Below are 20785 nucleotides of genomic sequence, written 5' to 3' on the forward strand. Positions count from 1 at the left end.
CGGTGGGTCAGGAGTGGAACGGCAGCCCGGCGTCGGCCACCAGGTCCAGGTCGTCGGTGTCCTCGGCGGGCAGCAGGGTCGGCGTTCCGTCGGTGACCGGGACGACGCCCAGCTCCAGTAGCTCGGCCATGGCGGCACTGCCCGCCATGTCACGCACCTGGAGCTGATAGCGGGCCGTGGTCCGGTAGGTGCCGCCGTTGTCGTCCCCGGTCCGCTGCAGGAATCCGGAGTCGGTGAGGAAGGCGACGGCCTTGCCGACGATGCCGGTCGTCGAACCGGCGAGCCTGCGCGCGTCCTTGGTGGCGCCGGTGGCGCTGCGTCTGACCCAGATCCGCCAGGCGGTCTCCAGGCCGGGCGCGTCGGTCGCCGGGTCGGTGTTCTCGCCCTGCGCCTCCGCGCGCTCCTCCAGACGGCGGCAGGCCTGGCGTACGAAGGCGTCGACGCCGTTGACCGAGACGCGCCCGATGTACCCGTCGTCGGCGAGGTCCTCGGGCCGCGGGAACGCCATGGCGGCGACGGCGAGATGCGCCAGCCCGTGCAGGAAGCGGTCCCCCGAGTCGGCGGACGTGCGGCGCGCGTAGTCGCCCATGCGGACGGCGAACACCGAGTCCTCGGCGGCGGTCACGGCCATCCCCGCGCGCGGGGACACCTCCAGCACGACCAGCCCCAGGCCGGCGGCCACGGCGTCGGCGAGCCGCGCGAACGGCGGGTCCTCGCGGTAGCGCCGCAGCAGCTCCGTGTACTCCTGGTCGCGGGCGGGCTGCAACTTGGGCTGCAGGCCGAAGGCGACGAGCCGCGCCGCGTCCGCGGCATCGGCGGGGGTGACGGCACTGCTCACCGGCGCGGCGGCGGCCTCCGTGTCACTCCGGTCGACGTGCTCGGTCACGGTCGGGGCTCCTTGCTGAGATGGTTCACGAAGAGGTACGTCACGCCTACGCCGCCTCCGTCCTGTCCGCCGCCATCCCCGCCGCGTCCAGCAGAGCAGTCCCCACGATCAGGTCGGCGCCACCGAACTCGGGGTCGTCCAGCTCCGTCCCGTCGTCCACGGCGAACAGCAGCTTCTCCTCGCCCTGCCGATAGGCCGTGCCGACCGGCGGGCTGGCCGCGTGCACCGCCAACAGGGCCACCAGGTAGGGCAGTTCGGGATCGCGTCGCCGGGCCTCCGCCAGCAGTCCCGACAACCGCCGCGGCGCGTCCGCCGGCAGATCCAGCAGCTCCGTGGCGGCCGCCAGCTGCTCCTCGCTGAACCGGCTGTCGTCCGGCGTGGCGATGAGGTCCGGCTCGGGCATCTCCGCGCCCAGATGCTCCCGCTCCACGGGCGGCGTCAGCAGTATGTCGACGAGGTCGCCCACCCGCACCGACACGGGGGTACGCAGTCCGGTCCCGCGCGCGAAGAACGCGTCGGTGACCCTGACCGCCTGCTCCAACGGCAACGGCAGGACCGGCGCGACGAGATGGCCGTACAGGTCTATCCCCGATGTCGTCATGGGCGTGGCGAAGGCCTGCCGGTCCTGCTCGGCGCGGAAGAGCGGGCCCGCTTCCAGGAGCCGGGACTGCAACTGCGTGTGCCGCCGGATGCAGTCCTTGACGATGTCCACCAGCTCGGCGGCACGCCGCTTGTGCTCCTGGTCCTCGGACTCGTCGCGTGCCTTGCGGATGTTGGTCAGGATCGCGTTCTCGTGGCGGTAGCGGTCGGCGACGTGGTCGAGGGCCTCGGCGATCATGTCGGGCACGGTGGTGAGCCAGTCCACGGCCCGGACGTTGCGCCGGGTCGCGTCCAGGGCCCTGCGCAGCGTCTCGGAGTACTGGACGGTTCGGTACCGGGCCTGTTCGGCGGCCAGTTGGGCGTCGGCCAGGCGGCCGCGGCTGATCAGCACCTCCAGCTTGACCTCGGCGGCGATCTGCGCGCTGGTGACGTCCGTGTCGAGGGCGCCGACCAGGACGTTGACCGCCTCGTCCGTCGTACGGAGGTAGACGCTGCCGCCGGGGCCGGGCACCTCCTCGATCAGCTTGAAGTCGTAGTCACGGCGCACATAGGTGCCGTCCGGCGCGAACGTGCCGTACACGGCCCGGAAGCCGCGGTCCACGCTGCCGACGTTGATGAGGTTCTCCAGGACCCAGCGGGCCACGCGCTCGTGCTCGGCGACGGGCCGCCGCGGGGCCTGGGCAGCGATGCGCGGGATGAGCCGGGCGACGATCTGGTCGTGGTCGGCGCCGGTGTCGAAGTCCATGTTCAGCGTGACCAGGTCGATGGCTGCGAGCGCCACCTCCGCCATGCCGTACACCGAGTACTCGCCCGCCAGGTTGGCCTTGCGGGCGTCGAGGTCGTGCAGCGGCGCGGTGCAGGCGAGCGCACGCAGCCGCCGCGCCAGTCCCTCGTCGGCGGCCGGGCCCGGAGCGGGGCGCGGCCCCGCGCTGAGCTGGGGCGGAACACTGTCCGTCGATGCAGGCGAAGTCACGGTGCACAGACTAGGTCCTCGGTCTGACAACGACCCAAACGGCGCAGAAGCGACCCGGCGTCACGGTTGTCGGACCTGTGCGGCGGATCGGCCGGGGGCACCGCGTCTGCGGCATGGTCCGCCGGAGGAGCCCTAACCCTCCTCGCCGACCCGCCGCCGGTACACCTCGACCACCCGCTCCAGCGAGTCGTGGAGGTACACCGCGAGCAGTTTCTCCGCCTCCCGCTTGTCCCCCGCCTGCAGCGCCTGAAGGATCTGCTGGTTGCGGGCGAGGTACGGCTCGTGCAGCCGGCGCGGCTCGTCCACCACGTGAAAGGCGAGGCGCAGTTCGGCGAAGACGCTGCGCATCAGCTCGTCGGTGCGGTCGCTGCGCGCGAGCGCGACGAGCTCCCGGTGGAAGTGGATATTGGCCGTGCCCAGCGCTTTCCAGTCACCGTCACGCGTCGCCCGCTGTCCTTCGGCCACGGCCTCGGCAAGGCCGTCCAGGACGTAGGGGGGCTCGCCGAGACCCCGTACGACGGCGCACTCGACGAGGCCGCGGGTGCGGTAGATGTCCTCGACGTCCTCGACCGTCAGGACCCGGACGAAGACGCCGCGGTTCAGCTCGTGGACGAGCAGGCGTTCATGGGTGAGCAGCCGGAACGCCTCGCGCAGTGTGTTGCGGGAGACGCCGAGGGCGCCGCCGATGCTGTCCTCCGACAGCCGTGTCCCGGGCGGGAAGTATCCCTCGGCGATACGGCTCCTGAGGATGTCCGAGACCCGTTCGGCCGTGCTGGTGCGGCCCAGGAGGGCGCGGTCGTCGGCCAGTCCCGTCAGCTGCTCTGCCATGCCGGGAATTCAATCGCAGATACGAGAACGAAACAACACGGGTATTGAAGGATCGTTCAACGATCCTCTACCTTGCTACGAACGGCTCCGCCCGCTCACCGCGGCTCCGACGGCTTCCGCACGGCACGGCTCAGTTCCTCACGCACCCTCCGTCCTCCCTCTGCGAGGTGCCCATGAGCACGACCCCTCGACCACAGGCCCTGTCCACCGACACACCTCCACCCCTGGATGAACGCCCCGCCGACGACGGGGCGTTGGGCTGGCTGCGCGCCCTCGGCCCGCGCGGTCGCCGCGCCTTCGCGGGCGCCTTCGGCGGCTATGCCCTGGACTCGTACGACTACTTCACGCTGCCGCTGAGCATGGTCGCGCTGGCCGCGTACTTCGGCCTGGACAGCGGGCAGACCGGCCTCTTCACCACCGTCACGCTGGTGGTCTCCGCGATCGGCGGCGCCCTCGCGGGCGTGCTCGCGGACCGCGTCGGCCGGGTGAAGGCGCTGATGATCACGGTGATCACCTACGCGGTCTTCACCGTCGCCTGCGGCTTCGCGCCCAACTACGAGACCCTGCTGGTCTTCCGCGCCCTGCAGGGCCTCGGTTTCGGCGGGGAGTGGGCGGTCGGCGCGATCCTGGTCGCCGAGTACGCGAGCGCCAAGCACCGGGGTCGTACGCTCGGCGCGATCCAGAGCTCGTGGGCCGTGGGCTGGGCACTGGCCGTGATCATGTACACGCTGGTCTTCTCGTTCCTGGGTGACGACCTGGCCTGGCGGGTGATGTTCTGGACCGGCGCGCTGCCCGCGCTGCTGGTCATCTGGATGCGGCGCCGGGTGCAGGACGCCCCCGAGGCGGTCGCGGTCCGCGAGCGGAGTTCCGACAAGGGCTCGTTCACGGCGATCTTCAAACCCGGCCTGCTGCGCACGACGGTCTTCGCGGTCCTGCTCTCCACCGGCGTCCAGGGCGGCTACTACACCCTCGCCACCTGGGTGCCGACCTACCTGAAGACGGAACGCGATCTGTCGGTCGTCGGCACCGGCGGCTATCTGACGTTCCTGATCTCGGGGGCCTTCCTCGGCTACCTGACCGGCGGCTACCTCACCGACCGGCTAGGCCGCCGGCGCAACATCTGGCTGTTCGCCCTGCTGTCGGCGCTGTGCATCCTGGCGTACGCGAACATCCCGAGCGGCGCCAACACCCTGCTCCTGGTGCTCGGTTTCCCGCTCGGCTTCTGCATGTCGGCGATCTTCAGCGGCTTCGGGTCCTACCTGAGCGAGCTGTACCCGACGGCGGTGCGGGGCACCGGACAGGGCTTCACGTACAACACCGGCCGCGCCGTGGGCGCCGTCTTCCCCACCACCGTCGGCTTCCTGGCCGACAGCTGGGGCGTGGGCGGCGCGCTGGTCTTCGGCGCGATCGGTTACGGGATTGCCGCCCTGGCGCTCCTTGGTCTGCCGGAGACGCGTGGGAAGGAACTGGCGTGAATCGCACCGAAGACCGTCCCGTCGCCGCAGTCGACGAGCACGCGCACGCGTGGAGCGCGAAAGAGGCCCGGACCCGCTTCCGTACGGGCCTGACGGGCCCGACCGCCGGGGTCGCGGCGGGCCACACACAGGCGAACCTGCTCACGGTGCCGCGCGACTGGGCGTACGACGTGTTGCTGTTCTGCTTCCGCAACAAGAAGGCCTGCCCGGTCCTCGACGTCACCGACGCCGGTGCCTGGAGCACGGTCCTGGCTCCCGGTGCGGACCTGCGCACCGATCTGCCGCGCTACCGGGTGTGGCGGGAGGGCGAGTTGGTGGACGAGCCCACGGATGTGCTCGCCCACTGGCGTGACGACCTGGTGTCCGTCCTGATCGGCTGCAGCTTCACCTTCGAGTGGGCGCTGTCCGAGGCCGGCGTTCCGATGCGCCACATCGAGCAGGGGAGCAACGTCCCCATGTACGTCACCAGCCGCCGGTGCCGCCCCGCTGGACGGTTGCACGGCCCCCTGGTGGTCTCGATGCGTCCGGTGCCGCCCACGCACCTGGAGACGGCGATCAGGGAGAGCCGGCTGATGCCCGAGGTGCACGGCGACCCCGTACACTGCGGGCCGCCGGAGGGCCTCGGCATCGACGATCTCGGCCGCCCCGACTTCGGCGATCCGGTGGACGCCGAGCCGGACGACATCCCGGTGTTCTGGGCCTGCGGTGTGACCCCGCAGGCCGCGGTGATGGCCTCGCACCCGCCGTTCGCCCTCACTCACGCCCCCGGACAGATGCTCATCACGGACGCCCGCGACGAGCAGTACCGCGTGGCCTGACAGAAGACCCTGCCAGCGGCAGATCCTGACAGCAGACCAGACGACCAGGAGACCCACGGATCCATGACCTCGATCGATCTCAACGCCGACCTCGGCGAGGGCTTCGGCCGCTGGCGGCTGACCGACGACGAACAGTTGCTGACCGTCGTCACCAGCGCCAACGTGGCCTGCGGCTTCCACGCCGGGGACGCGGCCACCATGCGGCGGGTGTGCGAGCTGGCGGCCGGACGCGAGGTACGGATCGGCGCCCAGGTCTCCTACCGGGACCTGGCGGGGTTCGGGCGGCGCGCGATGGACGTGCCGCCCGCCGAACTGGCGGCCGAGGTGGCCTACCAGATCGGCGCCCTGGAAGTGTTCGCGCGGGCGGCGGGCTCGCGCGTGTCGTACGTCAAACCGCACGGCGCGCTCTACAACCGCGTCGTGCACGACGAGGAGCAGGCCGGCGCGGTCGTCGACGGGGTGCTCCTCGCCGGCGCCACGCTGCCCGTGCTCGGGCTGCCCGGCTCGCGGCTGCTGGAGCTGGCCGGGAAGGCGGGCCTGCCGACCGTCACGGAGGCGTTCGCGGACCGCGCGTACACCGAGCAGGGAACGCTCGTGCCGCGCGGCCAGGACGGCGCCGTGGTCACCGACCCGGAGGCCGTCGTCGAACGGTCGGTGAGCCTCGCCCGCCTCGGTGAGGTCACCTCCCACTCCGGGGCGCGCATCGAGGTACGCGCGCGTTCCCTGTGCCTGCACGGCGACACGCCTGGCGCGGTGGACCTGGCCCGCCGGGTCCGGGAGCGGCTGGAGACCTCCGGTGTACGGGTGGAGGCCTTCGCATGAGGGCGCTGCCCGTCGGTGACGGCGCCCTGCTCGTCGAGGTGGCCTCGGGCGAGGAGGCCCAGGCCCTGCACGCCGAGCTCGTGCGGCGCCGCGCGGAGGGCTCGCTGACGGTCCGCGAGATCGTCCCCGCGGCCCGCACGGTCCTCCTCGACGGCCTCGGCGATCCGGCCCGCCTGGCGTCCGAGCTGGCCGCCTCCGAGGTGCCGCCCGCGCCCCCACGCGCGCGGGACGCGATCGAGCTGCCGGTGCGCTACGACGGCCCCGACCTGGCCGAGGTCGCCGCCCACTGGGGCGTGCCGGAGCCGGAAGTCGCCCGGATCCACGCGGCCACCGAATTCACCGTCGCCTTCTGCGGGTTCGCCCCCGGCTTCGGCTACCTGACCGGCCTGCCGCCGCGCTACGACGTCCCGCGCCGGGCCACTCCGCGTACGGCCGTCCCCGCCGGCTCAGTGGCCCTGGCGGGTCCGTACACGGGCGTGTACCCCCGTTCGTCGCCGGGCGGCTGGCAGTTGATCGGCACCACGGACGCCGTGCTGTGGGACCACGCGCGCGTGCCCGCCGCGCTGCTGTCGCCGGGCACGCGTGTGCGCTTCGTCCCCGTGGACTTTCCCGGGCGACCGGTGGGTGCCGCATGACGGACCGCGCGCTCTCCGTCGTACGCGCGGGGGCGTTGACCACTGTGCAGGACCTGGGGCGTCCCGGGCACGCCCACCTCGGGGTGCCCCGCTCCGGGGCACTGGACGGCCCGGCGGCGGCCCTCGCCAACCGGCTGGTCGGCAACCGGCCCGAGGCCGCCGTCCTGGAGACCACGCTCAACGGCTGTGCGGTGCGGCCCCGTTCGACGGTCACCGTGGCCGTGGCGGGCGCGCCCTGCCCGGTCACGGTGGACGGACGCCCGGCCCCCTGGGGCGCGCCGGTACGGGTACCCGCCGGTGCGCTCTTGGACGTCGCCGCGGCCGTCTCCGGGATACGCAGCTATGTGGCCGTCTCCGGCGGCATCGCCGTCGAGCCGGTCCTCGGCAGCCGCTCCACGGACCTCCTGTCCGGCCTCGGCCCGGCACCGCTCACGAACGGCTCGGTGCTGCCCCTGGGAAGCCCGGGCGACGTCCACGCGCGCGTGGACGTCGCCCCACAGCCGGCGCCCCCGGCCGAACTCGTCCTGCGCGTCACACCCGGCCCGCGCCACGACTGGTTCACGCCGGAGGCCGTACGGACGCTCACCTCGCGCCCGTACCGGGTGTCCCCCATGAGCAACCGCATCGGACTGCGCACGGAGGGGCCCGCCCTGGAGCGGGCCCTGTCCGGCGAACTCCCCAGCGAGGGCATGGTGCTGGGCGCGGTCCAGGTCCCGCCCGACGGCCGGCCGGTGGTCTTCCTCGCCGACCACCCGACCACCGGGGGCTACCCGGTGATCGCGGTCGTCCGCGCGAGCGACCTCCCGGCCGCCGCCCAGGCGGTGCCGGGAACGCCGGTCCGCTTCGTGGCAGTACGCCGCCGCTGAAGTCCTGGACGACAGGGCCTAGGCCGCGTCCGGCTGCTGCTCCCCCACCGACAGCGCGGCCAGTGCCGCCGACACCGCGTGGGCCGTCCGCAGGTCGAGCCGGGCGCTCGTCCCGCGCGCGCGGTGCCGTATCTCGCCGGCGGCGAGGGTCAGGAGCTGGGGCAGCAGGTCGGTGCACCGGCGGGCCACCCAGCCGGTACCGGCGGTGGCCAGCCACCACAGGCTCGCCGACTTGGTGGGCGCGGGGAACTCGGGCTGGGGCGAGGGGGCGGCCCCGGTCGCGAGGCCGCGCTCCGCGAGCAGCGCGTGGAAGCGCACGGCCAGCTGCCGGTGCCCCCGCTCGCCGGGATGCAGCCGGTCCGCGCTCCACATCGCGCGGTCCGTGAGCCACGCGCCCTCACAGGCGTGCAGGTGCACGGCCCCGTACCGGTCGGACAGCGCGTGCACGACGGCGTTGACCGCGCGCTGCCGCCGGGCCAGCGGGCGGGCCAGGGCGCCGGGCAGCCCGAGCATCGCGCCGGGGTCCGGCAGACAGGCGGTGAGCAGGACCGCGCCCTGCTCGGCGAAGGCGGCGTACGCCGTGTCGAGGCGGGCGGCCACGGCGTGGATGTCGAAGGTGCAGCGGAGGGTGTCGTTGACGCCGACGACGACGGACGCGATGTCGGGCCGCAGCGCCAGCGCGGCGGGCAGCTGCCGTTCCAGCACGTCACGCGTCTGCGACCCGCTCACCGCGAGGTTCGTGAACCGCACGGGCTCCTCGGCCAGCCCGCCGGCGAGCAGCGCGGCCCAGCCGCGCCACCCGTCGCCGACGGGATCGCCCACACCTTCGGTCAGCGAGTCGCCGAGAGCCACGAAACGTGGCGGTCTCATCCCACGCCCCCGGGCACAAAGGGCCGTACCGGAGCCGCCGCGTCGTGCGCGGCGAGGAACGCGGCCACCGCCGTGTCCCACCCGAAGCACTCGGCACGCGCGCGTGCGACCTCCCGCCGCTCCTCCTCGGGCCGTTCGAGCAGCATCTCCACGGCGTCCGCGAAGGCGCCCCCGTGGTCGGCGGCGACGGCCCCGGCGGAGCCGATCACCTCCGGCAGCGCGGAGGAGGCGCTGACCGCCACGGGCGTGCCGCAGGCCATCGCCTCCAGCGCGGCCAGCCCGAACGTCTCGGCGGGCCCCGGCGCCAGGCACACGTCGGCGGACGCCTGCAGCGAGCCCAGCAAGCCGCGGTCGGAGACGTGCCCGAGGAAGGTCACCGGCAGCCGGCGCTCCCGCGCCCGCTGTTCGAGACGCGACCGCAGCGGTCCGTCCCCGGCCACCACGAGCACGGCCCGCCGCCCCCGCCGTACCAGCGCCTCCAGGGCGTCCAGTCCGGTGCCGGGCCTCTTCTCCACGGACAGCCTGGTGCACATCACCAGCAGCGACTCGTCCACGCGCGCGTGCCGGGCGCGCAGCCCGGCATCGTGCAGCGCCGGGTGCCGCTGCACCAGGTCGACGCCCAGTGGCGCGCGGACGACATTGCGCGCGCCGATCCGTACGAACTCCCGTTCGGCGAACTCCGTGGTGCACACCACGCGCGCGTAGGTGTGTGCCGTACGGACGTTGAGGGCGTCGGCGGCACGCCGGGCCGACTTCTCCGACAGGCCCCAGGTGCGCAGCACGCCGTCGGCGGTCTCGTGGGAGACCATCACGGCGGGGACCCGGGCGCGCCGCGCCCACTTGCCGGTCCACCTGAGCGTCGTGCGGTCGGAGACCTCCAGGCGGTCCGGGGCCAAGTCCTCCAGGAGCCGGGCCACGCGCCGCTTGTCGGTGAGCACGCGGTAGCCGCCGGTGCCCGGCAGCAGCGGACCGGGCAGGGTGATCACCCGTCCCTGCTCCGTCTCGCGGTCGCTCGCGTGCTGACCGGGCACGATGAGCACGGGTTCGTGGCCCGACGTCTTGAAGCCCTTGCCGAGTTCGCGCAGCGCGGTGCGCAGACCGCCGGACGTGGGCGCGACGAAGTTCGCCAGCCGTACGATCCTCAGCGATTGCCCGGTCATGCCGCCACCACCGCCGTCTTCCGGCCGGCGAGCACGTTCGCGTAGTGCCCGATCAGCTGGTCGCCGACGGCCGCCCAGGTGCGTCCCTCGACCGTCGCGCGCGCGGCGGCGCCGTACGCGGTGCGCAGGCCGGGGTCGGCGGCCAGGGACCACACCGCGTCCCGTACGGCGTCCGCGTCGCGCGGCGGGACCAGGAAGCCGGTGCGCCCGTGGGCGACCAGGTCCAGCGGGCCGCCGACGGCGGGTGCGACGACGGGCACGCCGCTCGCCATGGCCTCCTGCACGGTCTGGCAGAAGGTCTCGAAGGGGCCGGTGTGCACGAAGACGTCCAGGGAGGCGAAGATCCGGGCGAGTTCGTCGCCGGTGCGGCGGCCCAGGAAGACCGCGCCCGGCAGCGTCTGGTCCAGCCCGGGCCGGCTCGGCCCGTCGCCGACGACCACGACCCGGACGCCGTCCAGGCCGCATACGCCGGACAGGAGCTCGACCTGCTTCTCCGGGGCGAGCCGGCCGACGTACCCGACGATCAGCTCGCCGTTCGGGGCGAGTTCGCGGCGCAGCGCCTCGTCCCGGAGGTCGGGCCGGAAGCGCACGGTGTCCACGCCCCGCGGCCAGAGCTTCACCCGGGGCACACCGTGTGACTCCAGGTCGTGCAGGGCCGCGCTGGAGGGCGCGAGGGTGATGTCGGCGGCCGTGTGGACGGAACGTATGCGCCGCCAGGCAGCGGCCTCGCCGGCGTGCACGTAGGTGCGGGCGTATCCGGCGAGGTCGGTCTGGTAGACGGCCACGGCGGGGATGCCGAGCCGGGCGGCGGCGGCCATGCCGCGGACGCCGAGGATGAAGGGGCTGGCCAGGTGGACGAGGTCGGCGCGGTGCTCGGTGATGGCCGCGGCGACGCGTCGGCTGGGGAGGGCGACGCGGACCTGGGGGTAGCCCGGGAGGGGTAGGGAGGGGACACGGACGACGGGGCACGGCGCCAAGGCGTCGGGCTGCCCGATACCGGCCGCGGTGGCCGGCGCGACGACGAGCGGAGAGTGACCGCGATCTACGAGGTGCCGGGCGGTCTGGAGCGCGCAGTGGGCCACGCCGTTCACATCGGGGGGAAAGGATTCGGTCACGATGACGACACGCATACCCGTGTTGTCGCCTTACCGGACGTGGCCGCGTCAACGAGGATCTTTCCGGCGGAGGAACGTCCCGTGAGCGTTCCGCTGCACACCCGAGCAGGTCAGACCGTGTCCATGCCCGACTGACCCGCGGGTCACCCCGAGTTCACCCAGTGGGCGGACCCGTGCCCGGCGCGTTCGTCCGACGGGCGCTCCGGAGGCCGGTTTTCACATGGCTGCCGCGTCCGGTCCGATCCGGCTGCGTACGGCTGTCTGGACCTCGTCCTCCTCGGCCGGATCGGCGGCGAGCCGGCGCAGCCGCTCCACGACCCGGGCGTCACCGGTCTCGGCGTGCCGGGCGGCGATCTCGCGGGTGGTCTCCTCGCAGTCCCAGAGGCACTCGACGGCGAACCCGGTGGCGAAGGAGGGGTCGGTGGCGGCGAGGGCGCGGGCGGCCCGGCCGCGTAGGTGGGAGGAGGCGGTCTCGCGGTAGATGTGCCGGAGTACGGGGGCCGCGCAGGCGATGCCGAGCCGTCCGGCGCCGTCGACGAGGGTCCACAGGGTCGGCGCGTCGGGGCCCTCGCCCCGTACGGCCTCCCGGAGCGCCGCGAGGACGTGGTCGCTGTCCTGCGCTCCGCCCCGGCAGGCGAGCATGCGTCCGGCGGCGGCGCCGAGGGGATCGGGCCGTCGGGCCCAGACGCGCGCCCGGTTGACGGCGGCGACACCGCGCATGCGTTCGAAGGCGTCCAAGGCGGCTTCCACGACGACCGCCGAACCGGTGGCCACGGCGACCTCGATGAGGTCGAGGGCATCCGGATCGTTGCTGTCGGCGAGATAGCGCAAGGCGGTGCAGCGGGCGCCGTCGGAGCCGTCCTTGGCGGCCTGGACGATCTCCGTCCGGTCCTCGGGGCCCGCGACGGCGCTGAGACAGCGGGCGGCGGGGACATGGAGCGCGGCGCCGCGTTCGATGCCCTGCTGGGCCCATTCGAAGACGGCCTGCACGCTCCATCCCGGGCGGGGCCCGCTCGGTCGCATCTGCCGTTGCCAGCGGTCGAAACAGCCGGCTTCGTGGGCCGCACGCACGCGCGTGGCGATGGATTCGCGCGGATCCTCCGCCCACAGCCGCCAGGGCCTCGGTTCGAAGGCGTCGCGCACGACGGCGGCCAGTTCGGCCTCCCCCTCGGCGTCGGTGGAGAAGCGCGCCAGGACGGGCGCCGCGAGGGCACGCAGCCCGGCGTCGTCGTCACGCAGCGCCAGCTCGTCCAGGGCCCAGGCCCAGTTGGAGCCGTGGGCGGCGTACCGGCGCAGCAGTTCGAGCGCGTCCCGCCTGCCGTAGGAGGCGAGGTGACCGAGGACGGCGAGGGCCAGCCCGGTGCGTGACTCCTCGGTGTCGAGGGCGTCCTCGACGTCGAAGAGGTGTGCCTCGATCTCGTCCAGCTCGCCGTTCAGGTCGAGGTAGAGACGGGCGTAGTACAGAGAGCGGTTCTCCACCTGCCAGTCGTGGCGGGGGTCGCGCAGCACGCAGTGGTTCAGTGCCGCGAGCGCTTCGCCGCGCGGGGCGGTGAGCGCGTGCAGAGTGCCGTCGCCGCGGCCCCGCTGGAGCAGGCCGAGCAGCGTACCGCTGGGCGCTATGACCGGATCGAACATGGGAAACAGCCTCACATCAAGCGTCGACGCAACCGGGGACGTGCATTACCTGGCCGCGTGACAACGCGTCGGGGCGCCCGCCGTTTCCTGCTTGCTGTAAGCCATCTTCCTCTGCCTCTCGTCGGTGGCCCATGCGGACCGTCACGGCCCGCGCGGTGCGGCATCACCTGCCCCGCCATCGCGTCCGTGAATCACGACGTCATGATGACTCGGCAGTTACATCTACCGCGACCGAAATTTCGGCGGCCGGTTACCGCCTCCCCCGTTTTCTGTGTTTGCCCTGTTCAGGACATGCGTATCAGGGTGCGCCGAACAATTCGAGCAACGGTGTCTTGCCGAACATCCGAGCCGTGTCGACGGCCGACGGCGTGCCGGCGGCCGGGTCGGCCCCGCCCTCCAGGAGGGCCTTGATCACTTCTTCCTCACCCTTGAAGACGGCCCCGGCGAGTGGCGTCTGGCCTCGGTCGTTGACACGGTCGGCCTCGGCGCCCCGGGCGAGCAGGGCACGCACCGCCTCGGCGTGGCCGTGGTAGGCGGCGAGCATCACCAGACAGTCGCCGCGGTCGTTGGTGAGGTTGGCCGGGACACCCGCGTCGACGTACGCCACGAGCGCCTCCGTCTGTCCCTGCCGGGCCAGATCGAAGATCTTGGTCGCCAGCTCCACGACCTCGGGGTCGGGGGCTTCACTCATGGAGTGGACCGCCTCTCAGTACAACCGTTCAGGTGAATCGCCAGCGTACTGGCTCGCGCCGCACATGACCCGATCTGCCGGAGGTAAAGATCACCACGGACCCGGTCGGAGGCAAGAGCCCAGTCCGACCCGCCCAGGAGAGCTCCGCCAATCGAGGGAAATAATCCGAATTTCACCCAGTTGCACCTTTAATAGTATGGATACATCCTGTGAGCCTGGAAGTACTCATCGTGACTGTCCCCACGAACCAGGAGCACTCACATGATCCTCTCCATCTCAGGCGTCGTTCTGCTCGGCATCGTCGTCTTCATCTTCTTCCGCAAGGACGGCCTGAAGGCGTCGCACGCCCTGATCTGCGCCTTGTTCGGCTTCTACCTGGCCAGTACGGCCATCGCGCCGAGCATCAAGGCCGGCGGCGAGAGCCTGGCGAGCCTCATCGGCGGCATCAAGTTCTGACGCCGTTCCTCCCGCCCGTACGCACCTTCAGGAGACAGCAGTGGCCCGGCGCCCCCTCCCCCGCATCCTGAGCACAGGCAGCGCGCAGATCGCCCGGAGCCGGGAGCTGGCCCGGACGGCGGCCGACAGCGCCACCGACGTTCTCCAGCCGCTGATCACGATCACCCGCGGTCTGCGCCGACTGGCCTCGGCCGGGCGGCGCAAGTGGGCCGACACCCCCAAGGACAAGCGCGGGGCGCTGCTGTTCCTGGTGGCCTCGGTGATCCTGATCGTGGCGCTCGTTCCGTACGGCCCGCTGCTCGCCGTCATCACCCTGATGGCGGCGGCAGCCTGGCAGGGGCGGGACGGCAAGCAGGCGAAACCGGACGGACCGGACGAGTCGCAGGCGCAGCGCCTGCAATCGCTGTACGAGGCGCTGGTGCCGTACTTCTCGGCCGCCGAGGATCCGGCTCCCCTCTACTCCCACGGCGGGGGGTGGGACAAGGCCTTCCCCGTCCACGAGTTCGACGAGACGGGCCGCATCACGCATCTCGTGGTCCGCTACCCGGCGTACTTCACCGACGGCGAGGCCGACTCCCGCACCCGGATCGAGCAGCTGCTGCACTCGAAGTCGGGCCGCGGCCGCGAGTACCACTTCGCCTGGGACGAGGAGGGCAACGAGCTCACGGTCACCGTGCTGCCGCCGCTGCCCACCGACATCGCCGCCCAGCGCTTCGTCACGGCCCCCGGCGAGACGGTCCTCGGCTTCACCGACCCCACCGAGGTCCAGCGCACGCTTCCCCTCACCCACGGCGAGGAACAGCGGGACATGCCGCCGGTCGTCTGGCGCACGGGCATCCGCTCCACCGAGCCGCACCTCCTGGTCATGGGCCAGGCCGGCAGCGGCACCTCGACCCTGCTGCGCTCCATCGCCCTCCAGGCCCTGCGGTACGGCGACATCGTGATCGTCGAGGGCGGCGGCACCGGCGAGTACGCGTGCCTGACCGGCCGGGACGGCGTCCTGGCGGTGGAGTGCGGCCTGGCCGGGGCTCTGGCGAGCCTCGAGTGGGCGGCCACCGAGACGGAGCGCCGGCTCATCGCGGTCAACCAGACCCGGCAGGCGGGTCACCCGCCGCCCGAGGACACCAAGCGCCCCCTGTGGCTCCTCCTGGACCGCCCGAGCGCCTTCGTCCACCTCGCCGCGGCCGACGGCCGCAAGGATCCCCAGTCCCTGCTCCAGGTGCCGCTGCGGCACGGCCGCGCGGTGAACGTGACCGTGGTCGTGGCCGAGCAGTTCGACAGCGCGGACGCCCTGAGCGAGGCCGTACGACAGCACACGCGCGCGCGTGTCGTCCTCGGCCCGGCCACGGCCGGGCAACTGGAAACGGTCCTGGGCGCGCCCCCGCACACCACCCCGATCGCCCAGGTCCCGCCCGGCCGCGGCTACGCCCGCCTGGGCACGGGGCCGGTCCACCGCCTCCAGGTCCCGGCGACACCCGACCCCTACGACGACGCGACGAGCGAGGCGGACCGGCAGGCGGTGCTGGCGCTGCTGCCGGAGCGGACGATGCCGGCGGACGGGGAGCAGGTGGAGGCGGGGCCGGTGGAAGCGGGTCTGGTGAAGGCGGATCTGGTGGAAACGGGGCCGGTGGAAGCGGGTCTGGTGGAAGCGGGACTGGTGAAGGCGGATCTGGTGGAAACGGGGCCGGTGGAGGCGGGGCTGGTGAAGGCGCAGCCGGTGGAAATGGAGCCGATGGAGACGCAGCCGGTGCCTTCGGAGGCCGTGGTGGCGGAGAGCGCCTCTCCCTAGGGCCGGCCCGCGGGCGCCGCTTTCACGCAACGAACGTACGAGGCGTCTCCCCGCCCCCGGACCCGCTCTCCACAAGCCGCACCGCGCCGGCCAACCGAGCAGCCGCTTCCTCCGCCACCGCACCTCCCACGGTGAACGGCAACCGCACATACCCCTCGAACGCCCCGTCCACCCCGAACCGCGGCCCCGACGGCACCCGCACCCCGACCCGCTCCCCCACCTCCGCAAGCCGCGAGCCCGAAAGCCCCCCTGCCCGCACCCACAGCGTCAACCCGCCCTTCGGCACCTCGAACTCCCACGTCGGCAGTTCCCGCCGTAGAGCCGCCACCAACGCGTCCCGGTTCTCCCGCCCCTGATCGCGCCGCAGCCCCACGGCCTGCTCCCAACCCCCCGTGCTGAACAGCCAGTTCACGGCCAACTGCTCCAGCACCGGCGTGCCCAGATCCGCGTAGGCCCGCGCCGCGACCAGGCTGCGGATCACATCCGGCGCCGCCCGCACCCACCCGATGCGCAGCCCCGCCCAGAACGCCTTGCTGGCCGACCCGACCGTGATGACCGTCGACCCGGCCGGATCGAAGGCGCACACGCGCCGCGGCATCTCGAGGTCCTCGTCGAGGTGCAGCTCGCTCATCGTCTCGTCGACCACGAGCACGGTCCCCGCCGACCGCGCCGCCTCCACCAGCCGCCGCCGCTGGTCGTCGTCGGCGAGCGCGCCGGTGGGGTTGTGGAAGTCGGCGACGACGTACGCCATCCGGGGCGCGGCGTCCCGCAGCACCTGCCGCCAGCGGTCCATGTCCCAGCCGGTGAGGCCCTCGGCCATGGCGACGGGCACGAGCCGGGCGCCGGCCTCCCGCATCAGCTGGAGGATGTTGGCGTACGAGGGCGACTCGACCGCGATCCGCTCACCCCGCCCCGCGAAGAGATGACAGATCGCGTCGATCGCGCCCATCGCGCCCGTCGTCACCATGATCTGCTCGGGCATCGTCGGTATCCCGCGCGCGGTGTAGCGTTCGGCGATCATCGAGCGCAGCGCGGGCAGGCCGGCCGGATAGTCGCCGTGTGTGTGGGCGTACGGCGGCAGCTCCTCCAGGGCGCCCTGGACCGCTCGGGTCAGCCACGGCTCGGGCGCGGGGAGCGCCGCGCAGCCCAGGTCGATCATCGAACCGAGGGCCTCGGGCGGCAGGGGTTCGAGACCGCGGGCGGGCAGCGGGTTCCCGGCCGGCACCGCCGTCCAGCTCCCGGCTCCGCGTCTGGACTCCAGGAACCCCTCGGCGCGCAGTGCCTCGTAGGCGGCGGCGACCGTGGTGCGACTGACGGAGAGGGACAGGGCCAGTTCGCGTTCGGCGGGCAGCCGGGCGGCCACCGGCACGCGCCCTTCGAGCACCAGCAGCCGGATGCCGTCGGCGAGCGCACGGTAGGCGGGCGGACGGCGTGTGCCCGGGCCCGCCGGGCGGTCCTGCTGGGAGTTGAGCAGCCGGGCGAGTTGTGCGGCACCCACTGCCGAGGTCCACTGCGCCATGGAAATCAGTCCACCTTCCCCGGATTGGCCATGGATGACGTTTCCACCCAAGCCCCAGGGTGACACGCGTCAGGCCACTACCACCAGGGGGGCATGTCTTGTCCACGAAGAGCCGTCTGGGACGGCGGTTGATCCAGCTGTACGCCGGTCTCGCACTGTACGGAGCCAGCTCCGCCCTCCTCGTCGAGGCGGGCCTCGGCCTGGAACCGTGGGGCGTACTGCACCAAGGCCTCGCCGAACTGACCGGTCTGACGATCGGCGTCGTGTCGATCGTCGTGGGCGCGGCGGTGCTGCTCCTGTGGATCCCGCTGCGTCAGCGCCCCGGCCTCGGTACGGTCTCCAACGTCTTCGTGGTCGGTATCGCCATGGACGCCACGCTCGCCGCGGTCCCCGAGACGGGCACGCTCGCCGTACGGATTCCTCTTCTTGTCGCCGGCATCCTGCTCAACGGCGTGGCCACCGGCCTCTACATCGCCGCCCGTTTCGGACCGGGCCCCCGGGACGGCCTGATGACCGGACTGCACCAGCGCACCGGCCGTTCGATCCGCCTGATGCGGACGGCGGTCGAGGTGGCGGTCGTGGCGACCGGCTTCGCCCTGGGCGGCACCATCGGGGTCGGCACCCTCCTGTACGCGGTGTCCATCGGACCGCTCGCCCAGATCTTCCTGCGCGTGTTCGCCCTCCCTTCGGCACCCGACGGCAGCGCGGCCGTTGCCACCGGGCAACCCCGGCGAGCGATACTTCGACCGTGAGCACGCGGATACGCCACCCCTATCTCGACCATCCCGGCCCGATCCCCTTCGCCCATCGCGGCGGTACGGCCGAGGGCCTGGAGAACACCGAGCTGCAGTTCCGGCGCGCGGTCGAGGCGGGCTACCGCTACTTGGAGACCGACGTCCACGCCACGGCGGACGGCAAGCTCGTCGCCTTCCACGACGCGACCCTGGACCGGGTGACCGACGGGGCGGGCCGGATCGCGGATCTGATGTGGAAGGACGTACGGCACGCGCGCGTGGCGGGCAAGGAACCGGTTCCCCTCTTGGAAGAGCTCCTGGAGGCCTTCCCGGAGGCCCGCTGGAACATCGACGTCAAGGCGGAGTCGGCGCTGCTGCCCCTCCTGGAGCTGATCGAGCGCACGAACTCCTGGGACCGGATCTGCGTCGGCTCGTTCGCCGAGGCCCGGGTGGTCCGCGCCCAGCGGCTGGCCGGGCCGCGCCTGGCGACGTCGTACGGCACCCGTGGTGTGCTCAATCTGCGGCTGCGCTCCTGGGGCCTGCCGGCGGTGGTGCGCCGCTCCGCGGTGGCCGCGCAGGTGCCCGAGGTCCAGTCCGGCATCCAGGTGGTGGACCACCGTTTCCTCCGCACCGCACACGCGCGCGGGCTGCAGGTCCACGTGTGGACGGTCAACGAGCCGGAGAGCATGCACCGGCTCCTGGACCTGGGAGTCGATGGCATCATGACCGATCACATCGACACGCTGCGCAAGGTCATGGAGGACCGGGGCGTCTGGGTCTGAACCCCCAGGGGCCGGATGCCTTCGCGCGGCACCTCTCACGGGGAAGCGAGGGCACGGGTGGGCACCGGCACCGTGCGGACGGAAGCGGCCGAGGCCGCCGAACGGCGGCGCGAACAGCGCGGCTGGTACTTCTACGACTGGGCCTGCTCCGTCTACTCGACCAGCGTGCTCACCGTGTTCCTGGGTCCTTATCTGACGTCGGTCGCCGACTCGGCGGCGGACGCCGACGGCTTCGTGCACCCTCTCGGGATCCCGGTGCGCGCCGGGTCCTTCTTCGCCTACTCGGTGTCCCTGTCGGTGATCGTGGCCGTGCTGCTGATGCCCCTGGTCGGCGCCGCCGCCGACCGCACGGGCCGCAAGAAGCCCCTCCTGGCGGCCGCCGCCTACACGGGAGCCGCGGCGACGACGGCCATGTTCTTCCTCGACGGCGACCGCTATCTGCTCGGTGGCGTCCTGCTGATCGTCGCGAATGCCGCGCAGTCCGTGGCGATGATGCTCTACAACTCGTATCTGCCGCAGATCGCCCCGCCCGAGGAGCGCGACGCGGTCTCCTCCCGGGGCTGGGCCTTCGGATACGCGGCGGGCTCGCTGATGCTGGTCGTGAATCTCGTCCTCTACACCGGTCACGACTCCTTCGGCCTCTCGGAGAGCGCGGCGGTCCGCATCTGCCTGGCGTCCGCCGGCCTGTGGTGGGGCGCCTTCGCCCTCGTCCCCCTACGACGGCTGCGCGACCGCCACTGCGCCGAGGGGGACGCGAAGGAGGCGGCGAAGCCGGCGGCTCTCGGCTTCCGTCAGCTCGCCGCGACCGTCCGCGACATGCGCCGTCACCCCCTGACGCTCGCCTTCCTGCTGGCGTACCTCATCTACAACGACGGCATCCAGACCGTGATCTCCCAGGCCTCGATCTACGGCTCCGAGGAGCTGGGACTCGGGCAGTCGACGCTCATCGGAGCCGTGCTGCTGGTCCAGGTGCTGGCGGTGGCGGGGGCATTGGGGATGGGCCGGCTGGCCCGGAGGTACGGGGCGAAGCGCACGATCCTCGGCTCACTGATCGCCTGGACGGTGACGCTGGGCGCGGGCTACTTCCTGCCCGCGGGCGCCCCGGCGTGGTTCTTCGTGCTGGCCGCCGGGATCGGACTCGTCCTCGGCGGCAGCCAGGCGCTGTCCCGCTCGCTGTTCTCGCATCTCGTCCCGCCCGGCAAGGAGGCCGAATACTTCTCGGCGTACGAGATGAGCGACCGCGGCATGAGCTGGCTGGGCCCGCTGCTGTTCGGGCTCACCTACCAGGTGACCGGAAGTTACCGGGACGCGATCATCTCGCTGGTGGTCTTCTTCGTCATCGGATTCGTGCTGCTGGCACGGGTTCCGGTACGGCGGGCCATCGGTGCGGCGGGGAACCCGGTTCCCGAAAGGATTTAGCGTTCAACACGAAAGCGCTGTAGTGTACGCGTTTGGCCTGCCAGGCGTACCGTTACTGCGCGTCAAAGAAGCCGAAACGCTGGGTGACATCTGCTAGCAGATGTGACAAACCGGGCACTGGTGGGTACAACAAGGGGCGGCTACGACGGCGACGCATGACCCGGAACGGGACACGGAACGGGAATCTTTACCGCCGACCGGACGTTGACCGGATGACGACGACAGCGACACCTGTCCTGTGGGCGACAAGCCCGGGAGGCACGATTCATGAGTGAGCGAGCTCTTCGCGGCACGCGCCTCGTGGTGACCAGCTACGAGACGGACCGCGGCATCGACCTGGCCCCACGCCAGGCCGTGGAGTACGCATGCGAGAAGGGGCACCGCTTCGAGATGCCCTTCTCGGTCGAGGCGGAGATCCCGCCGGAGTGGGAGTGCAAGGTCTGCGGGGCCCAGGCACTCCTCGTGGACGGCGACGGCCCTGAAGAGAAGAAGGCCAAGCCCGCGCGTACGCATTGGGACATGCTGATGGAGCGGCGTACCCGCGAGGAACTCGAAGAGGTCCTCGAGGAGCGCCTGGCCGTTCTCCGCTCCGGCGCGATGAACATCGCGGTCCACCCGAGGGACAGCCGAAAGTCGGCGTAGTCCAGCGGGACCGGGAGCGGACTTACACAGCACGCGAGTAACCGCGGGCGCCGTACGTGAAGTCGACGTA

20 protein-coding genes are annotated in these 20785 nt (G+C 72.4%); 11 read left to right on the forward strand and 9 right to left on the reverse strand.

Going from position 1 to position 20785, the window contains the following annotated elements; genetic code table 11:
- Positions 1 to 7: 7 nt before the first annotated feature.
- From Q4V64_RS08735 to Q4V64_RS08745, 3 genes are all read right to left on the reverse strand, one after another.
- Positions 8 to 886, reverse strand: coding sequence for a hypothetical protein (locus tag Q4V64_RS08735; RefSeq protein ID WP_124443866.1), 879 nt, complete (start codon positions 884 to 886; stop codon positions 8 to 10).
- Between the two features lie 46 nt (positions 887 to 932).
- Complete coding sequence (locus Q4V64_RS08740) at positions 933 to 2459, reverse strand: hypothetical protein (RefSeq protein ID WP_124443865.1); 1527 nt, start codon at positions 2457 to 2459, stop codon at positions 933 to 935.
- A gap of 132 nt (positions 2460 to 2591) precedes the next feature.
- Positions 2592 to 3287 (reverse strand): GntR family transcriptional regulator, encoded by a 696-nt coding sequence (locus Q4V64_RS08745; protein WP_124443864.1) that lies wholly within the window; start codon positions 3285 to 3287, stop codon positions 2592 to 2594.
- Positions 3288 to 3460: 173 nt separating this feature from the next.
- Between Q4V64_RS08745 and Q4V64_RS08750 the strand changes: the two genes are divergently transcribed.
- From Q4V64_RS08750 to Q4V64_RS08770, 5 genes are all read left to right on the forward strand, one after another.
- Complete coding sequence (locus Q4V64_RS08750) at positions 3461 to 4762, forward strand: MFS transporter (RefSeq protein ID WP_124443863.1); 1302 nt, start codon at positions 3461 to 3463, stop codon at positions 4760 to 4762.
- Positions 4759 to 5580 (forward strand): putative hydro-lyase, encoded by an 822-nt coding sequence (locus Q4V64_RS08755; protein ID WP_124443862.1) that lies wholly within the window; start codon positions 4759 to 4761, stop codon positions 5578 to 5580. The genes Q4V64_RS08750 and Q4V64_RS08755 overlap by 4 nt, the downstream gene beginning before the upstream one ends.
- Positions 5581 to 5643: 63 nt before the next feature.
- Complete coding sequence (locus tag Q4V64_RS08760; RefSeq protein ID WP_124443861.1) at positions 5644 to 6402, forward strand: 5-oxoprolinase subunit PxpA; 759 nt, start codon at positions 5644 to 5646, stop codon at positions 6400 to 6402.
- Positions 6399 to 7037 carry an allophanate hydrolase subunit 1 gene (locus Q4V64_RS08765; protein WP_124443860.1) on the forward strand — a complete coding sequence of 213 codons (639 nt, stop codon included), beginning with the start codon at positions 6399 to 6401 and terminating at the stop codon, positions 7035 to 7037. Before Q4V64_RS08760 ends, Q4V64_RS08765 begins: the two co-directional genes overlap by 4 nt.
- The gene (locus Q4V64_RS08770; protein WP_124443859.1) at positions 7034 to 7903 is read left to right on the forward strand and encodes a biotin-dependent carboxyltransferase family protein; all 870 of its coding nucleotides are present in this window, start codon (positions 7034 to 7036) and stop codon (positions 7901 to 7903) included. Before Q4V64_RS08765 ends, Q4V64_RS08770 begins: the two co-directional genes overlap by 4 nt.
- Before the next feature lie 18 nt (positions 7904 to 7921).
- Here the strand turns inward: Q4V64_RS08770 and Q4V64_RS08775 are convergent, their stop codons facing one another.
- From Q4V64_RS08775 to Q4V64_RS08795, 5 genes are all read right to left on the reverse strand, one after another.
- The gene (locus Q4V64_RS08775; protein ID WP_124443858.1) at positions 7922 to 8773 is read right to left on the reverse strand and encodes an SGNH/GDSL hydrolase family protein; all 852 of its coding nucleotides are present in this window, start codon (positions 8771 to 8773) and stop codon (positions 7922 to 7924) included.
- On the reverse strand, positions 8770 to 9933 hold the full coding sequence (locus Q4V64_RS08780; protein ID WP_124443857.1) for a glycosyltransferase: 1164 nt from the start codon (positions 9931 to 9933) through the stop codon (positions 8770 to 8772). The genes Q4V64_RS08775 and Q4V64_RS08780 overlap by 4 nt, the downstream gene beginning before the upstream one ends.
- Positions 9930 to 11063: a glycosyltransferase family 1 protein gene (locus Q4V64_RS08785; RefSeq protein WP_124443856.1), complete on the reverse strand. Its 1134-nt coding sequence runs from the start codon at positions 11061 to 11063 to the stop codon at positions 9930 to 9932. Before Q4V64_RS08785 ends, Q4V64_RS08780 begins: the two co-directional genes overlap by 4 nt.
- Positions 11064 to 11264: 201 nt before the next feature.
- Positions 11265 to 12683 carry a HEAT repeat domain-containing protein gene (locus Q4V64_RS08790; RefSeq protein WP_124443855.1) on the reverse strand — a complete coding sequence of 473 codons (1419 nt, stop codon included), beginning with the start codon at positions 12681 to 12683 and terminating at the stop codon, positions 11265 to 11267.
- Between the two features lie 298 nt (positions 12684 to 12981).
- A complete protein-coding gene (locus Q4V64_RS08795) occupies positions 12982 to 13374 on the reverse strand; it encodes an ankyrin repeat domain-containing protein (RefSeq protein ID WP_124443854.1) in 393 nt (130 codons plus the stop codon).
- 261 nt (positions 13375 to 13635) lie between these two features.
- Here Q4V64_RS08795 and Q4V64_RS08800 point away from each other — a divergent pair, with 261 nt between their 5' ends.
- Positions 13636 to 13830, forward strand: coding sequence for a hypothetical protein (locus tag Q4V64_RS08800; RefSeq protein ID WP_124443853.1), 195 nt, complete (start codon positions 13636 to 13638; stop codon positions 13828 to 13830).
- 40 nt (positions 13831 to 13870) lie between these two features.
- Positions 13871 to 15619: a hypothetical protein gene (locus tag Q4V64_RS08805; protein ID WP_124443852.1), complete on the forward strand. Its 1749-nt coding sequence runs from the start codon at positions 13871 to 13873 to the stop codon at positions 15617 to 15619.
- 22 nt (positions 15620 to 15641) lie between these two features.
- Here Q4V64_RS08805 and Q4V64_RS08810 read toward each other — a convergent pair whose 3' ends face one another.
- A complete protein-coding gene (locus Q4V64_RS08810) occupies positions 15642 to 17138 on the reverse strand; it encodes a PLP-dependent aminotransferase family protein (RefSeq protein WP_124443851.1) in 1497 nt (498 codons plus the stop codon).
- A gap of 98 nt (positions 17139 to 17236) precedes the next feature.
- On the opposite strand from Q4V64_RS08810, the gene Q4V64_RS08815 reads away from it, so the two are divergent.
- The 4 genes from Q4V64_RS08815 (at position 17237) to Q4V64_RS08830 (ending at position 20715) form a co-directional block, all read left to right on the forward strand.
- Positions 17237 to 17890 carry a hypothetical protein gene (locus tag Q4V64_RS08815; RefSeq protein ID WP_124443850.1) on the forward strand — a complete coding sequence of 218 codons (654 nt, stop codon included), beginning with the start codon at positions 17237 to 17239 and terminating at the stop codon, positions 17888 to 17890.
- Complete coding sequence (locus Q4V64_RS08820) at positions 17887 to 18654, forward strand: glycerophosphodiester phosphodiesterase (RefSeq protein WP_124443849.1); 768 nt, start codon at positions 17887 to 17889, stop codon at positions 18652 to 18654. The genes Q4V64_RS08815 and Q4V64_RS08820 overlap by 4 nt, the downstream gene beginning before the upstream one ends.
- 57 nt (positions 18655 to 18711) lie before the next feature.
- Positions 18712 to 20073 (forward strand): MFS transporter, encoded by a 1362-nt coding sequence (locus Q4V64_RS08825; RefSeq protein WP_124443848.1) that lies wholly within the window; start codon positions 18712 to 18714, stop codon positions 20071 to 20073.
- 267 nt (positions 20074 to 20340) lie between these two features.
- A complete protein-coding gene (locus tag Q4V64_RS08830; protein ID WP_003977404.1) occupies positions 20341 to 20715 on the forward strand; it encodes an RNA polymerase-binding protein RbpA in 375 nt (124 codons plus the stop codon).
- Positions 20716 to 20785: the final 70 nt, after the last annotated feature.

Origin of the sequence: Streptomyces sp. NL15-2K (assembly GCF_030551255.1) — a bacterium.
Lineage (GTDB): Bacteria > Actinomycetota > Actinomycetes > Streptomycetales > Streptomycetaceae > Streptomyces.